The sequence below is a fragment of the Nocardia sp. GP40 genome (assembly GCF_050434125.1).
Classification (GTDB): Bacteria; Actinomycetota; Actinomycetes; order Mycobacteriales; family Mycobacteriaceae; genus Nocardia; species Nocardia albiluteola.
Genome location: NZ_JBNPVW010000003.1, coordinates 346,221 through 361,832 on the forward strand (window position 1 = coordinate 346,221; position 15,612 = coordinate 361,832).

Consider the following 15,612-nt stretch of genomic DNA (forward strand, 5'->3'; position numbering starts at 1 on the left):
GCGCGTATCTTGTACGCTGTCAATCCATGCCCCGCCCCCGCTCGCTGACCACCGACGATCTCGCCGCCGCGGCGCTGGCGGTGATCGATCGCGACGGCCTGTCCGCGCTGACGATGCGCGCGGTCGCCAAGGAGTTGAATATGGCGACGATGGCGCTGTATCGCTATGTGCCCGACCGGGATCGGCTGGAGGTTCTGGTCGCGGACCGCGTATTGAACCCGATCGAGGTCGCCCTGCCCCCGGAGTTGGACTGGCGCGAGCGCATCGCCACGCTGCTGGATCGGGTGCGCGCCGTGGTCTCAGCGCACCCCGCGGCACTGCCGCTGACGCTGCGGCACCGGCAGAATTCGGCGGCCACCATGCGCTGGATCGAGGCCATGCTCACGGTGCTGACCGAGGCCGGATTCACCGGCCCCGACCTGGTGATCGCCCAGCGCACGGTGGTCGGATTCCTGGTCGGCCACCTCGAGAACCACCATTACGCCTCGATCACCGGGCCCGGCACCGCGGCGCTGGCACACGCCGAGTCGTATCCGCTCCTGGCCCGGACCGCCGGCCTGGCGTCCGCGATGTCCCCCGACGACGAATTCCGGGGCGGACTGGAGATCGTGCTGCGCGGTCTCGCCGAGAGCCTGCGCTGATCCGGGAAACACCCCGAGAGGCGATCGAAGAATGTGAAGTGCCTCCCTCCCTCTTCAACATATATCGCACCCGGGGGCTTGCCGCAAGGCCCGGGTGATGCCGCACAATCGTCCAGCAAATGCCATCACCTGCGGAAATAGGGGTAATGAGTGACTGACACCGACGTGATCATCGTGGGCGCGGGGCCGGTCGGCCTGTTGCTGGCCGCCGAGCTCCGATCGGCCGGGGTGCGAACGCTGATCCTGGAGCGGCGGCCACAGATCTGGGAGATCCCGAAGGCCAACGGTTTCGGCGGGCAGATCCTGCATCTGCTGCGGTATCGGGGGCTGATGGAGCGGTTCCGCGCGGTCGGCGCCGAACCGCATCCGGCTCCCGCCATCCCGTTCGGCGGCCTGCACGTGGATTTCTCCACATTGCGGGACAACCCGATGCCCGCGATGGGCATCCCCCAGCCGAAGCTCGAGCGCGTGCTCGACGCCTACGCGACCGAACTCGGCGCCGAGATCCGTCGCGGGCACGAGGTCGTCGCTGTGAGCCAGGACAGGGAGACGGTGACCGTCGAGGTGCGCGGGCCCGACGGGCCGTACCGCCTCACCGCGCGCTACCTGGCGGGCTGCGACGGCGGGAACAGCCGGATCCGCGAGCTGGCCGCAATCCCATTCCCCGGCACCCTCTATCCCGAGGTGCTGCGGCTGGGGCAGGTCGCGATTCCCGAGGGGGTGACCCGCCTCGACAACGGGGACCTCGAGGTGCCCGGGGCCGGGCGCATTCCGGCGGGTTACACCTATACCGACAACGGCCTGTTCGCATTCGGATCGCATCCGGGCGCGATGATGATCCAGACCACCGAGAACGAACCCGCCGACGCCGACGACGACCGCCCGCTGACACTCACCGAACTGCAAGACAGTATTCACCGGGTGCTCGGGGTGAGAATGCCGCTGGGAGAACCGCTTCGGCTCTCGCGCTACCGGGCCCGAGCCGGGCTGGCCGAACGCTACCGCGCGGGCCGGATCCTGCTGGCCGGTGACTCGGCACACCAGTTCCCCGCCACCGGCGTGGGCCTCAACGCCGGGCTGACCGATGCGGTCAATCTGGCCTGGAAGCTGGCCGCCGCCGTCCACGGCTGGGCGCCGGACGGCCTGCTGGACACCTACCACGACGAACGCCACCTCGCCGGGGCCCACATCCTGCGTCACACCCGGGCCCAGACGGTGTTGCGGCGCGTGCAGGATCCGGACGCGCAGGCGCTGCGCGAGCTGTTCGAGCAGTTGTTCTCCGATGAGCAGCCGGTGCGCCGCATCGCGGACATGATCGCGGGCAACGACATTCGCTACCCTGCGCCCGGTTCGGACCGGCACGCCCTGATCGGCGCCTTCGTCCCCGACCTTGCCCTGCGCACCGATCGGGGCGCGACCAGCGTTGCCGAGCTCATGCGACCCGCACATCCGGTCCTGTTGGACCTCGCGGACCGCGCGGACCTCCGCGAGATCGCCCGAGCCTGGGACTCCCGCATCGAGATCCACACGGCCACAACCGATCACCCACCGGCCGATGCCGTGCTGATCCGTCCGGACGCGTACGTCGCCTGGGCCGCGCCCACCGGCGAACCGGCCGACACCGCCGCGCCCGCGCTACGAGACGCGCTCGCGCACTGGTTCGGTGCACCGGTGAAAGAGTTTGCACCGGTGAACGATCGCTGACCGAGGGCAGTCGCGGCCGAGGGCCGGGCGCTCGCTTCGCAGCGCGGAACGCCCGGTCCTACCGCCGAACGGACAACGCACAATGCTGGGCCAAGCAGAAAGCCGTTCGGGCAGTGCCGCTTCCGGCGGGCGATCCACGTCGCAAGGTGTCCACCGCAACTCACTATGTCGCGGTGGCCGGTACTCGCGAGCGAGTGCGAGCGCTCAGAAAACGACGACGGAGCGCAGCACCTCACCCTCGTGCATGGTGTGGAAGGCCTGCTCCACCTCGTCGATTCCGATGCGTTCGGTGACGAACTTGTCGAACGGTAGCCGCCCCTGCCGGTACAGGTCGATCAGCATCGGGAAGTCGCGCTCCGGCAGGCAGTCTCCGTACCAGGACGACTCGAGCGCACCGCCGTGCGAAAAGAAGTCCAGCAGCGGCATCTCCAGGCGCATATCCGGCGTCGGAACCCCCGCCAGCACAACGGTTCCCGCCAGGTCGCGGGCGTAGAACGCTTGCTTCCAGGTCTCGGGGCGCCCAACCGCGTCGATGACCACATCGGCGCCGAAACCACCTGTCAGCTCCCGGATTCCGGCAACCACATCGACCTCGGCGGCGTTGATCGTATGCGGTCGCACCGAGTTCGGCGGCCCAGCGGAGTTTGCGCGGATCCCGGTCGACCGCAATGATTGTCGACGCTCCGGCCAGGCGGGCCCCGGCGATCGCGCCGTCGCCGACGCCACCGCATCCGATCACGGCCACCGAATCGCCGCGCCCGACGCCGCCGGTGTTCATCGCCGCGCCCAGCCCGGCCATCACCCCGCATCCCAGCAACCCCGCCACGGCGGGATCGGGGGCGGGATCCACCTTGGTGCACTGACCGGCATGCACCACCGGAGGCCGGGCCCATCGATTCGGCCGGATAGTTACCACCCGGCTCCGAGCGGGACGGCGGTCACCGGGCGCGTGGCGACCGCTGCCACCGGATCGTCACCGGTCGACCGGCGCCCAGGGGTCCACCGGTGCGACGCCGATCGCATGCCCCGCGGAATCCAGCAACCGCCCCCACGACTTCACCGCCCGCAGCACCAGCCGCTGATCGACCACTCCCACCTCGGCGGCCAGGTGGTGAATCCGGTCGAGTACCTCACCGATGTCGACGATCCGGTGCACCTGCGCCATCACCATAAGATTCGCCGAGCCGACGGTGGACAGCGAGATCCGGGTCTGCGGCCAGCGGCCGATCTCCGCGCCGATCTCGTCGAGCGCATGGTGCGGAATCGACAGCCAGAGCACGTATTCGGTCGGCCAGCCACCCTCGCCGCGGGCGAAATCGGTTCGGAAGGACAGCATTCCGCGCCGAACCAGCGAATCCAGGCGGCGACGCACCAGAGCTTCCGAGACGCCGATCCGCCCGGCCAGCTCGCGGTAACGGGCCCGGCCGTCGCGCTGCAGGGCAAGAAACAGCGCATGATCGGCGGGATCGAGCGCTCGATTGCGCAGCGGCCGTGTGCGATTCGCCTCGGCTGGTGCCTCGACCGACCTGCGCTGCGCGGTATCCATCGCGCCGAGTTGCCAGCGGACCCCGCTATACCACGACAGTCCGACCTGCGCCTGCCCGGCCGCGATCCCGGGTACCTGCGGCAGCGTGTCCAGCAGCAGTGTGCTCAGCGCCGACATATCACCGGCGAACACCAAAGTGTGCAGATCGAAGGCACCGTCGGTGGCGTACACGCTGACGACCTGCGGTATCGCCGCCAACGCCGCCGCGACTTCGGTGACGCGTCCCGGCTGCGCACGCACCTGGTACACCGCCCCGACCAAGGCGAGGTTCGGGCCGGGCACCGAGGAGACCCACGCCCGGCCGGAGTCGGCGAGCCGCTGCCAGCGCCGCGACGCGGTCACCGCGGAGATGCCCAGCGCCGGACCCAGCCGCTCGAAGCTGGCCCGAGGGTTGGCATGCAGGGCGTCGAGCAGCATGACGTCGACCTCGTCGACATCGGCTTCGGTCGATCGCTCCCTGGGCATTACCGCTCCGTTCCGATGCACGCTACCCCGCCCCTCATCCAGCAGATTACCTGCATGAATTCCGCACTTACTATCGATTTCCGAATCAATCGGCCGCTCGAGACAACTTTCACTACATTTTCAGAGATGCATGTCTGCGCCGACGTTCACTGGTCACATGAGCGAATCGACGACAGGTGTGACGGTTCCACTGGCACGATGGGTCGAGCGGTTGACGCTCGACGCCATCCCCGAACGCGTCCGGGCCCGCGCCCGGCATCTGCTGCTCGACGGGGTGGCCTGCGGCCTGGTCGGCGCCCAGCTGCCCTGGTCCCGGGTGGCGACCGCGGCGGTGCTGGACCTCGAGGGCGCCGGGGACGTGCCGGTGATCGGCACCGGCACGACAACCAGTGGTCCGGCGGCGGTGGTGCTCAACAGCACCTTTGTCCAGGGGTTCGAGCTCGACGACTTCCATCCGCTGGCCCCGCTGCACAGCAACTCGCTGGTGCTGCCGGTGCTGCTGGCGACCGCGCAGTCCCGCGGCGGCGTGTCCGGCGCCGACGCGCTGACCGCAGCGATCGCCGGCTTCGAGGTCGGCCCGCGGGTCGGGCTGGCGCTGCACGGCGGGGAAATGCTGTCGCGCGGCTGGCACAGCGGGCCGGTGTTCGGCACGCATACCGCCGCGATGGTGGCCGGTAAGCTCCGCGGCCTCGATGCCGCCGAGCTCGAGGACGCCCTCGGCATGGCCGGCACCCAGTCGGCCGGGCTGATGGCGGCCCAGTACGAGGCGATGTCCAAGCGGATGCAGCACGGATTCGCCGCCCGCAACGGCTATTACGCCGCCGGGCTGGCCGCCGCCGGATACACCGGCATCAAGCAGGTCTTCGACCGCCCGTACGGCGGCTACCTCGCGGTGTTCGGCGAGGGCCACGATCCGGATCCGCAGCAGATCGTCGCTGGTCTCGGCGAGGGCTGGCACACCGAGTTCATCATGGTGAAATCCTATGCCGCCCAGGGTGGTTTGCACGGAACGATCCAGGCCGCCCTGGAGCTGCGGGCCGAGCACGACATCGATCCGAAGACCATCTCGCACATCGAGATCCGGGTCGGCCACACGGTCTACCACCACGGCTGGTGGACACCGCGGCGGCCGCTGACCTCCATCGGCGCGCAGATGAACCTCGGCTATGCGGCGGCGGTCGCGCTGCTGGACGGCCAGGTGCTGCCGCCGCAGTTCACCGATGCGCGCCTGGACGCGGACGACGTCTGGGAGCTACTCGGCAAGGTTGAGGTAAAGCTCGACGAGAACATCCAGAACGGGCCGGTGCAAGACCGTTTCGCCACCGAACTGACGATCGTCCTCGACGACGGCACCACCCTGCACAGACGCATCCGGGAACCGCACGGCGGGCCGTCCGATCCGGTCACCAACGAGGACCTGATCGCCAAGTACCGCTCCCTGGTGGGCCCGCTGATGCCGGTCGAGCGGCTGGATGCGATCCAGGCCGCGGTCCTGGGAATCGACCATCTCAGCGATGTCCGGGAGCTGGCGGACCTGCTGGCCGCGCCCGTCGCCGGCGCCCTGGACGGGCAGCGCTGATGGCCGCGCACGACGCCCGGCGGCGGTTGCGAGCAGGCCTCACCTCCGGCGAATTGACCATCGCCCCAGGTGTTTTCGACGGACTCTCGGCACATCTGGTGCGCCGGGTGGGATTCGGCGCCGCCTACATGACCGGCGCGGGCGTGGCCGCGTCGGGATTCGGGCTGCCCGATATCGGACTGGTGACTCAGACCGAGATGACCGAGCGGGCGCGGATGCTGACCGAGGTGCTCGGCGACATCCCGCTGATCGCCGACGCCGACACCGGTTACGGCGCCCCGCTCAACGTGATTCGTACTGTTCGTGCCTACGAGGCCGCCGGTGTCGCAGCAATTCAGCTGGAGGACCAGGCATTTCCGAAGAAGTGCGGGCACCTGCCGGACAAGGAACTCGTCCCGGCCGGCGACTTCGTCCTGAAGCTGCGGGCGGCGATCGACGCGCGCACCGACCCCGATCTGGTCGTGATCGCCCGCACCGATGCCCGTGCACCCCTGGGCCTGGATGCGGCGATCGAGCGCGCCAACGCGTACGCCGAGGCCGGCGCCGATGTCCTGTTCGTCGAGGCGCCGCAGAGCGTCGAGGAGATCGAGCGCATCGCGAAGGAGGTGTCCGCGCCCAAGCTCATCAATCTCGTCCTGGGCGGCCTGACCCCGATCGAATCCTCGCGACGGCTCGCCGAACTCGGCTATGCGATCGCCATCCAGCCGTCGCTGCCGCTCGGCGCCGCCGCCTACGCGATGCTGACCAGCCTGGCCGAACTCGCGGGACACGATCCGGCGCCGCTGGTACCGACGAAACCCGCGGAATTCTTCACCCTCGTCGGCCTCGGCGAATGGTCCGAGCTCGGCGAGCGCTACCGCACCGAAGGAGCCTGAAAACCCATGGGAATGACCATGATCGAGAACCTGCTCGCCCGCAAGGCCGGGCTCGCGCGGGTCGCACCGGGTGACATCGTCACCGTCGAGGTCGACATGTGCGTAATGATCGACCTGCAGTTCGCGACGATGTGGATACCTCCGGCGCGGATCCACGATCCGGACAAGGTGGCGGTCATCATGGATCACGCGGTCCCCGCCCCGACCCTGAAGGACGCCGCGGGCGGGCCGAAGGCGCGAAAGTTCGTCGTCGACTTGGGAATCGAGAAGTTCTTCGATGTCGGACGGCACGGCATCTGCCATCAGGTGATCGCGGAGAACGGGCTCGCGCGCCCGGGAGAGGTGCTGGCCTGCACCGATTCTCACACCTGCGCCGGCGGGGCGTACAACACCGCGGCCCGTGGCATGGGCCCCACCGAGGTGTACTCCATTCTGTGCACCGGCTCCACCTGGTATCAGGTCGCGCCGACCGTGCGCTACGAGCTGACCGGCACGCTGCCCCCGGAGGTCAGCGGCAAGGATGTATTCCTCTACCTGGCCAACGCCTTCGGGGACGCCACCAACCAGAACCTCGAGTTCGGCGGATCCGGCCTGGCGAGCGTGCCGCTCAACGACCGGCGCACCATCGCCACCCAGGCCGCCGAGATCTCCGCCGACTTCGCCACATTCGGCGTCGACGAGCTGCTGCGCGAATTCCTGGCCGCGCGGGGCGTCACCGACTTCCGCGCCGCCGAGGCCGATCCCGACGCCCAGTACGCGGACGTGCGGACGATCGACCTGTCCGGGCTGGAGCCCTACGTCGCCAGGCCGGGCACGGTGAGCCGCAACGGATTACCCGTCTCCGGCATCGAACACCGCACCATCGACCAGGCTTTCATCGGCTCCTGCGCGAACGGGCAGCTCGAGGACCTACGGATCGCCGCGGATATCCTGCGCGGCAGGACCGTTGCGCCGGGCGTGCGACTGCTGATCACCCCCGCGTCGCAACAGATCTACCGGGACGCGATGCGGCTGGGCTATCTACAGGACCTCGCCGACGCGGGCGCGGTGGTCACCAACGCCACCTGCGGCGCCTGCTTCGGCTATCACATGGGCGTGGTCGGTCCCGGCGAGGTCTGCCTGACCTCCAGCACCCGCAATTTCACCGGCCGCATGGGCAGCACCGAGGCCGAGATCTACATGGCCTCACCGGCCACGGTGGCCGCCTCCGCCGTCGCCGGGTACATCACCGATCCGCGGAGCGTGAGCGCATGAACGCGAAAACCACTGTGCGCGGGAAGGTCTGGGTGTTCGGCGACTCGATCGACACGGACGCGATGTATCCGGCGTTCGCGATGAAGCTCGATGTCCCCGAGGCCGCCGCGCATGTCTTCCACCAGCTCCGGCCGGGCTGGACCGACCAGGTCGACCCGGGCGATATCGTGGTGGCGGGCAAAAACTTCGGCGTCGGCTCGTCCCGTCCCGTCGCCGCGCTGTTCCGGCACCTCGGGGTGAGTGCGCTGATCGCGGAGGAGTTCAATTCCCTCTTCTTCCGCAATGCGATCAATGCCGGGCTGCCCGCGCTCACCGTGCCCGGCGCGCCCCGGTTCTTCGGCGACGGCGACCGAGCGGTCTTCGACATCGCCACCGGTGATTACCGCAACGAGACCGCGGGAACGTCCGGGCACACCGCTCCGCTGCCCCCGCTGATCCTGGAGATTCTCGCCAGCGGCGGGATCCTGGCCCGGCTCGCCGAACACGGCTATCTGCCGCGAGAACTGCTCGAGATGCTGCGCTCCGGCGCGATTCCGGTCGAGGGCGGGGCGACGGCATGACCGGTCACTCCACCCCGATTCCGGACCACACCACCGATGGAGTTCCCATGGCCCGCAACATAATCGGGCGGCTTCTACAACCCGCCCGCGCTGGGATCGGCAAGACCGCCTGGCACCATCCGGCGGCTGGCGCGGCACCCGAGACGATCACCGTGACCAGCAATGCCTTCGCCGACGGGGCACCCATTCCGCGCCGATACGCCGGAGCGGGGGTCGGCGACAACATCGCGCCCCCGCTCGCCTGGTCGGGAGCGCCCGAGGCGGCCGCCGAACTGGTCCTGATCGTCGAGGACCCCGATGTCCCGCTGCCGCGCCCGATCGTGCACGCCCTGCTCACCGGCATCGACCCCGGAATCGGCGAATTGCGTGAAGGCGCAATGAATCTCCCGGCGCCCGGCAGCCCATCCGAGCCGCTCTCGGCGCACATCGGCGTGGGCTCGTTCAAACGCCGCGGTTACGCCGGGCCACGCCCCATCCCCGGGCACGGACCACACCGCTACATTTTCCAGCTGTTCGCGCTCGACACCCCCAGCGGGCTGGCCGACGAAGCCACCCTCCCGCGCACCCTGACCGCCATGGACGGCCACGTCATCGCTCGCGGCCGCCTCACTGGCACCTACCAACGCGACTAACCCTGAGCTCCGGGCACGGAGGCGCGAGTCAGCCTCGCGCCCGGCGGCGGCGACCGCTCAGGCGACGGTGGCGACGAAAACGCCCATCCGGCGCCCGCCCATGCGGGCGATGCGCGGCAGGTCCACGCCCTCGGCGTCCGAACCGGCCGGCAGGATTCGCGGGTTGATGACGTGCACGTCCCGGCCGCTCAGCCGCAGGTCGGCACCGCCCGCTGCCAGCACGTTCTTCGCCCAGTCGGTCTTGCCGTGGCCCAGCAGGACCGCGACGACGTCGCCCTTGCGGTAGGCGTTCACGACGGTCTCGTACGCGGTACCGGACTTGCGGCCGCGATGCTTCACGACCGCGAACGCCGGGAGGTAGCGCGCCACGGGGCGCAGCAGCGGGTTCACATACCTCGTCTGAAAGCGGTCGATCCAGGCCGGAAAGAGATTCGGCAGGTCGGGGGCATTATCGGGGCGTTGTTGAGCGGACATGACGGCTCCGTTCGTAGGGGCTGTACCGATAGCGTATCGGCCGGGCTCGCGACACGCCCCACAACGCCTGTCCGGAAGGGCCGCAAGCGATTCGCCCCATCGTTGGACTGTGCGCCCGCGGCAACTACGACACGCGTTCTCCGACAGGCCGATCGGAGCCGGTGGCCGCGCCCAGGGCCCGGCGGAGGGCGTCCATGCGGTCGGCTGCCATCCTGCGGCTGACGGCCGCCTCCCGGACCATTTCCGAGCCGTGGAAGGTGCCACGGTAGTGGTGCAGCTCCGTGCTGACCCCGGCCGCGAGCAGGCGCTGAGCGTAGCTCATGCCCTCGTCGCGCAGCGGATCGAATTCGCACGTGGAGACGAAGGCGGGCGGCAGGCCCGCCAGGTCGTGTGCCCGCGCCGGGGCCGCGTACTGCAGGCCCGGCACCTCCGGCGTGCCGGACAGATAGTACTTCCAACTCCACACGGCCGCAGGCTGATTCCAGATCGGAGTGTCCACGAACCGGCGCATGGACGGGGTGTCGAGACGATCGTCGAGCTCGGGGATCTCGAGCAGTTGGAAGCACAGCGGCGGACCCTGCCGATCCCGGGCGAGCAGTGCCACCGCCGCCGAGAGCCCACCTCCGGCGCTCTCGCCGCCGACGGCGATGCGCGCGGGGTCGACGCCCAGGTCCGCGGCATTGGCGGCGAGCCATTCCAGAGTGGCGTAACAGTCCTCGAGCCCCGCCGGGAACGGATGCTCCGGCGCGAGCCGGTAGTCGGGGGCGACGACCACGACATCGCAGGCCGCGGCGATGTCGACCGGTGTCTGTTCGAAGGTGTCGAGGTCGCCCAGGACGAATCCGCCACCGTGAATGTGGACGTACCCGCTCCGGAGTCCGTTGCCCGCCTTGGCCGTTGCGTAGACGCGGGCGGTGATCTCGGTGCCGTCGTGCCCGGGGATCCGCACCTCGCGGATCTCGAGGCCGTCGGGGATCTGCACCGGCGGCAGCGAAGCGGCCAGCTCGCCGAGCCCGGCCCGGGCGGCGGCCATGTCGGCGAGGTCGACCGTCGGGAGCATTGCCAGCCAGGGCAACAGTTCCGGGTCGATCGCGTAGTCGTTGTCGGTCATCTCGCTGCCTCTCGTCGTCGACCGCTTCAGCTTGCCCGAGCCCACCGCCCCCAGCAGCCGCCGGACGGCGGAGATCCGCGGCCGGTATTCCGCCGCCCGGCGGAACACCTCGGTAGCCTCGATTTATGAAGGGCCTGTTGTTACGGCTGTCCGGACTGGACGCGGACGCCGAGAGTGCCGTCCGGGTGATCGAATTCTTCGACGCACTGATCACTGGCAGGGCCGACCTGGACACGCTCCTGCGCAATACCGCGGCGCTGGCGGAGTGCCAGGTCGGCGTCGAGGCGGCCGGACGCGGACTCGTCCTACGGGCCGACCCGTCGGGGACCGTGGACGTCCACGCCGCGCCGCCCCGGGCCCGGATCCGGACCGTCGGCGATGCCTCGTTCTGGCTGGCCCGGCCCGCCGGAACGATGGCCTTCGACGAGATGGTGCTCGAGCGGCTCGCACTGTCGGGCTCGATCCTGCTCGATAGCACCGTGAATCCCCTTCCCGCCATGGGAGATTCGGCGCTGGTCGAGCTCGCGGTCTCCGACTCGGCCGGTATTGCCGAGCGCTCGCGGGCGCTCCATCTGCTCGGCGTGGGCCCCACCGCCCCGCTCCGGGTCGCGGTCTCCGCACGCCCCCCATCGGGACCGGCGCGCTGGGCTCAGGTCGGCGACCAGGCGGTGACCCTGCTCCCCGCGGACGCTCCCCCGATTCCACCCGACGCCGAGCCGACCGGCATCGGCCCCGCGCTCCCCGCCATCCGGGCCAGCGAATCCTGGCGCGACGCGCGCACCGCCCTGCGCCTGTCCTGCCCCGAACAACCCGTCGTCCGGGCGGACGAGTTGGGCGGCCTGCTGGTCCTGGCCGGACGGCTACGGCCGCAGGACATCGCCACGTCGCCGGATGTCGCGGCCCTGGATCGCATCGCCGCCGAACCCGGTGGCGCGGACCTGATCGCCATCCTGCGCGCCGTGTGCACCACCGACTCGATTCGCAAGGCCGCCACCGTCGTCCACCGCCACCACAGCACCGTGGCCTACCGCCTCGAGCAGGCCGAATCCGTCCTGGGGTTCGCGCTGGACAACCCGCACAACCGCTTTCGCCTCCACCTCGCCATGGTGATGCGAATGCTCGGCTGAACGAGCACTCACAGTGCGTAAAAGCCCTTGCCCCACAGGGTTTCCAGGCGCCGGAAGTACGCCTCGTACTGTCCGGCGATCACGGGCGTGGAGAAGCGGGACACCGCGTAGTCGCGGATGCCCTGGTAGTCGAGCTTGTCCACGGCGGCGGCGGCGTCGCAGAACTCCCGCATCGAGCGGCAACGGAATCCCTGCACGCCCTGCTGCACGGTTTCGCTGAAAGCCCCCCAGTCCGTGGTGATCACGGGCGTGCCGCACAGCATCGCCTCCACGTGCACGCCGCCGAACGGCTCCAGATACAGCGAGGGCACGAACACCGCGCGGGCGCGGCTCATCAGCTCGCCGCGGCGCTGCGGGTCCACGATGCCGACGTACTCACCGAAATCCGGCGGCGTGCCCGCGCCCGCGATCACCAGCTTGCGATCGAGGGTCCGGCAGGTGTCCACGGCGATCTGGTAGCCCTTGGACTCGATGAGGCGGCCGATGAACAGGTAGTAGTCGTCCTTCTCCGCCGAGTACGGGAACTCCTCCACGTCGAAGTAGTTCGGGATCACCGCATCGTAGAACCGGCCGCGGTCGCTCATGATCCCCGACAGCGTCGTGTGCGCCCCGTGCACCGCGTGCATCCACGCATAGCTCTCGAACACCCGGTGCTTCGCGAAGACACCGCTGTAGCCGACGCCGAATTCCACGGTCATCATGTTCGGGAAGGCCGCGCCGATGGCCTCCTGACAGGTGCCGCCGATGATGCAGATGAAGTCGCGCGGCTCGGCGCGCTCGGCGATCGCGGCGATGGCCCGTTGATTGGTGACGAGCCAGTGCTCATCCTGCTTGCTCCAGGTGATGTTGATCGGCCCGGTCATGAAGTCGTTGCTGCCGAACCACTCTCGCTGCTCGTCCTTGGTCACGATGGTGACCATTTCGGTGCAGGCGGCCTCGTTCTCCTGCGAGGCGTACAGGAACACCTCGTGCCCCTGACTGGACATCATGTCGCAGAACCGCCGCACCTTCTGGGTATACGCGCACGGCGAGTACCGCTTGGTGGTCTGGGTGTGGGGCAGGTTGACGACATGAAACCGCACCACCGATACGATACCGACGGCCGGAGAGCCGATTCTCCGATGCTTCCCGCCACCGGTGGTGCCGCGCTACACGAAGAGCCGGTGCGACCATGTTGCCGAATAATGGGCCGCGATGGCACACGGATTCTCGACCTGGACCCTTGCGGTGCTCGCGACCTGCGCGCTGGCGGCCGTGAGCGGATGCTCGGCATCCCCAGCCGGTCCCAGCCGGAGCACGACCACCGCCCCCCACGCCGCGACACTGCCCGCGGACGCGGTCCACGACGACAACATCCGCTTCCCCAGCGACCGCGCACCGGTATTCGCACCGGGCTCGGAGTGCACCGCATTCACCCCGGGGGTGCGCGCGATTGCCGATATCGCGCCGGATCTCCCGGCCACGCCGATGGAGACCGGCCACGGCTGCTGGATCACCGGCGACGATGTCGTCGCAATCCTCACCACAGCAACGTCTTTCGCGAACTTCTGGCGACGGAGCTATCCGGAAGACGACGGCAGCGGCCTGACCGCGATGACGGTGGACAAGGACTCCGCCCAACTGTTCGAGCGCTTCATCCTCGATCAGCGCTACTACGCGGTCCGCGCCGGCGACCAGTGGGCGGCCGGATTGGACAGCGGCGTAACGAAAACGGTCTGCATGCTCACCGTCGACACCGGCTCGACCCGGCCGCTACAGGTCACCGTCACTCAGCAGGTCGCCAGGACCGCCACAACCGTGAAGACGGTACGTCAACAGTGCGACCTTGCCTCCGCCGTCGCGCACACGGCGCTTGCCGAGCACGACCCGGGCGGTGGCAGCCGCATCTCCGAATCGGTTGCCGGACACCCACGATGAACACCGAGCCGACCCGATCGCCGACGAATCGGGCTGGTGCCGGTGTTCGAGGTCGGGTTCGTCACCGCGTTCGGCGCGCACAGCATCGCGGCCGGGCTGGACGGGTAGACCCGATCCGGACACGCGAGCCTGCTGGCGCTTGGAGTGCTGCCGGCGGTGTACGACGGCGCGGGGGTGCTGCTCGTGCCGGTGTTCGGGGCGCCGGCCGATCGCATCGGGCCGCGGCCGGTGTGCCGAGGCTTTCCGGTCGCGCCGATATGGCCGAATTACCGGTTGGTTTGCGGGATTTCGATGCTGAGTGGCATCCGCAGCTCAGCCAGGTACCACATCGCGAACTGGCGCAGGAATTCGTCGAACATCCAGTAGGCGTCCTGGGTGGGCGGGATGACGTCCAGCAGCCCTTCCCGCACGGCAAGGTAAGGCCCCCAGCTGAATTCGAGCAGCGGGCTCCAGACGGGCTCGCGCGGTATGAGCAGCCGGTCGGCGATCTTGTCCCCCAGCACGAACCGGGTGAACGCGCCCAGGATCGGCCGGCTGAGCAGGGTCAGGTCGAGATCGGCGCCGAGGCTGAGGAGTTGATCGGCCAGGTTGTTGCCCTCCGCGGTCGGCTCCAGGATCGGGTCCAGGACCTGCCGGGCCTGCGCCTCGGCCTGATCCCATGTCGCGGGGAGGTATTCGTCTCGGATGCCCAGCAGGTGCCCGGCCAGCTGCCAGCTGTGCAGGTAGCCCTCGGATTCGTCGGGGGCGATGGGCACATTCCACGCGGTGAGCGTCCGCTTGATGCTGGTCGGGAGGCTGTGCCAGGTGACCATCAGGTCGTCCTGGCTGATCGGGATGATGTTCTTGCCCTTGGGCCAGTACGGGGACTGCGGCAGCAGGTGCCGCACCGCCGCGTGGATGATCCTGGTCTTGACGCAGGTCACGATCATCTCGCCGTCAGGAGCGTAGGCGTTCACCGTGCCGATGTCGTATCCGAATTTCGCGGTTTTGGCGATGCGTTCCTTCAGGTGCGATCCGCCCCGCGAGTAATACACCGCGCGCGCCTCGTGCGGAATGACGGTGCTCATCATGCCGCTGTCGAACGCGTAGAGCACGCCCAGCAACGTGCCCCGTTTCTTGGTGAATTCGAATGAGCTGGCCAGCTTGGCCTGATCGGTCCACGACGGTAGCTGCCGCGCGTATTCGATGAAATCGTGAAGGCCCTTGGGCAGCCCGTCCGGCGGCGGTTGACCATTGCGGGTCCAGGTCCGCAGCAACGCGTTGATCGCGGGGACGTCGGCGTGATCCAGGACGTCGGCCAGCACCGGATCGGCCTCGGAGTCCCAGAGCGTCAAGGGATCCGCGCCTTTGCCGCTGCCGAGCACCGAACCGCTCGACGACCAGGTCCACGGGTCGGCCCGCGCCGTTCGCGCGCCCAGTGCCAGCGCCCCGGCGGCGCCGAGGAGTCCGCCGCCCGCCCGCAGTGCCGCACGCCTGTTCAGCCCGAGTCCATCCATGGCATAGCTCTCTTCTTCGAGTGAAAGATATAGAGATACAGAGATTGAATCTCTGTATCTCTGATAACATCACGATGTGCTCTTGATCACAAGGGGCAAGAATGAAGGGAATGCCGATGAACCCGTGGAGTGTTATTCAGGACCTGCTCGACCAGCTTGACGGAGGGTCGTCGGCACCGGTGCCCAGCGGCGCACTGTTCGCCGCCGGTACCGTTGGCGGGGTATGACTTC

Annotated in this window: 14 protein-coding genes and 1 pseudogene; 9 read left to right on the top strand and 6 right to left on the bottom strand. The window is 68.9% G+C overall.

Features of this window, described 5'->3' with window-relative positions; genetic code table 11:
* Positions 1-26 precede the first annotated feature (26 nt).
* Positions 27-641 carry a TetR/AcrR family transcriptional regulator C-terminal domain-containing protein gene (locus tag ABH933_RS10685; RefSeq protein ID WP_429416580.1) on the top strand — a complete coding sequence of 205 codons (615 nt, stop codon included), beginning with the start codon at positions 27-29 and terminating at the stop codon, positions 639-641.
* A 150-nt stretch (positions 642-791) separates the two neighbouring features.
* Positions 792-2,345: an FAD-dependent monooxygenase gene (locus tag ABH933_RS10690; RefSeq protein ID WP_429416583.1), complete on the top strand. Its 1,554-nt coding sequence runs from the start codon at positions 792-794 to the stop codon at positions 2,343-2,345.
* A gap of 204 nt (positions 2,346-2,549) precedes the next feature.
* On the opposite strand, the pseudogene ABH933_RS10695 reads toward ABH933_RS10690, so the two are convergent.
* Both ABH933_RS10695 and ABH933_RS10700 read right to left on the bottom strand, forming a co-directional pair.
* A pseudogene (locus tag ABH933_RS10695) lies at positions 2,550-3,225 on the bottom strand (zinc-binding dehydrogenase); the annotation flags it as partial.
* Between the two features lie 93 nt (positions 3,226-3,318).
* Positions 3,319-4,356, bottom strand: coding sequence for an Lrp/AsnC family transcriptional regulator (locus tag ABH933_RS10700; RefSeq protein WP_429416586.1), 1,038 nt, complete (start codon positions 4,354-4,356; stop codon positions 3,319-3,321).
* A gap of 157 nt (positions 4,357-4,513) precedes the next feature.
* On the opposite strand from ABH933_RS10700, the gene ABH933_RS10705 reads away from it, so the two are divergent.
* From ABH933_RS10705 to ABH933_RS10725, 5 genes are read left to right on the top strand one after another with little or no spacing between them, the layout of a single operon-like run.
* On the top strand, positions 4,514-5,935 hold the full coding sequence (locus tag ABH933_RS10705) for an MmgE/PrpD family protein (RefSeq protein ID WP_429416589.1): 1,422 nt from the start codon (positions 4,514-4,516) through the stop codon (positions 5,933-5,935).
* Positions 5,935-6,810: an isocitrate lyase/PEP mutase family protein gene (locus ABH933_RS10710; protein WP_429416592.1), complete on the top strand. Its 876-nt coding sequence runs from the start codon at positions 5,935-5,937 to the stop codon at positions 6,808-6,810. The genes ABH933_RS10705 and ABH933_RS10710 overlap by 1 nt, the downstream gene beginning before the upstream one ends.
* Before the next feature lie 6 nt (positions 6,811-6,816).
* On the top strand, positions 6,817-8,064 hold the full coding sequence (locus ABH933_RS10715) for a 3-isopropylmalate dehydratase large subunit (RefSeq protein ID WP_429416595.1): 1,248 nt from the start codon (positions 6,817-6,819) through the stop codon (positions 8,062-8,064).
* Entirely contained in the window at positions 8,061-8,624 is a 564-nt protein-coding gene (locus tag ABH933_RS10720; RefSeq protein ID WP_429416598.1) for a 3-isopropylmalate dehydratase, read from the top strand. Before ABH933_RS10715 ends, ABH933_RS10720 begins: the two co-directional genes overlap by 4 nt.
* A gap of 47 nt (positions 8,625-8,671) precedes the next feature.
* The gene (locus ABH933_RS10725) at positions 8,672-9,256 is read left to right on the top strand and encodes a YbhB/YbcL family Raf kinase inhibitor-like protein (protein ID WP_429416601.1); all 585 of its coding nucleotides are present in this window, start codon (positions 8,672-8,674) and stop codon (positions 9,254-9,256) included.
* Positions 9,257-9,313: 57 nt separating this feature from the next.
* On the opposite strand, the gene ABH933_RS10730 is transcribed toward ABH933_RS10725, so the two are convergent.
* Positions 9,314-9,730 (bottom strand): nitroreductase family deazaflavin-dependent oxidoreductase, encoded by a 417-nt coding sequence (locus ABH933_RS10730; RefSeq protein ID WP_429416604.1) that lies wholly within the window; start codon positions 9,728-9,730, stop codon positions 9,314-9,316.
* 124 nt (positions 9,731-9,854) lie between these two features.
* A complete protein-coding gene (locus ABH933_RS10735; RefSeq protein ID WP_429416607.1) occupies positions 9,855-10,949 on the bottom strand; it encodes an alpha/beta hydrolase in 1,095 nt (364 codons plus the stop codon).
* A gap of 17 nt (positions 10,950-10,966) precedes the next feature.
* Here ABH933_RS10735 and ABH933_RS10740 point away from each other — a divergent pair, with 17 nt between their 5' ends.
* Complete coding sequence (locus ABH933_RS10740; RefSeq protein ID WP_429416610.1) at positions 10,967-11,968, top strand: helix-turn-helix domain-containing protein; 1,002 nt, start codon at positions 10,967-10,969, stop codon at positions 11,966-11,968.
* An 8-nt stretch (positions 11,969-11,976) separates the two neighbouring features.
* On the opposite strand, the gene ABH933_RS10745 is transcribed toward ABH933_RS10740, so the two are convergent.
* Positions 11,977-13,050, bottom strand: coding sequence for a glycosyltransferase (locus tag ABH933_RS10745; RefSeq protein WP_429416613.1), 1,074 nt, complete (start codon positions 13,048-13,050; stop codon positions 11,977-11,979).
* Positions 13,051-13,162: 112 nt separating this feature from the next.
* On the opposite strand from ABH933_RS10745, the gene ABH933_RS10750 reads away from it, so the two are divergent.
* Complete coding sequence (locus ABH933_RS10750; RefSeq protein WP_429416616.1) at positions 13,163-13,885, top strand: hypothetical protein; 723 nt, start codon at positions 13,163-13,165, stop codon at positions 13,883-13,885.
* 266 nt (positions 13,886-14,151) lie between these two features.
* On the opposite strand, the gene ABH933_RS10755 is transcribed toward ABH933_RS10750, so the two are convergent.
* Positions 14,152-15,381 carry an oxygenase MpaB family protein gene (locus ABH933_RS10755; protein ID WP_429416619.1) on the bottom strand — a complete coding sequence of 410 codons (1,230 nt, stop codon included), beginning with the start codon at positions 15,379-15,381 and terminating at the stop codon, positions 14,152-14,154.
* Between the last annotated feature and the right edge of the window lie 231 nt (positions 15,382-15,612).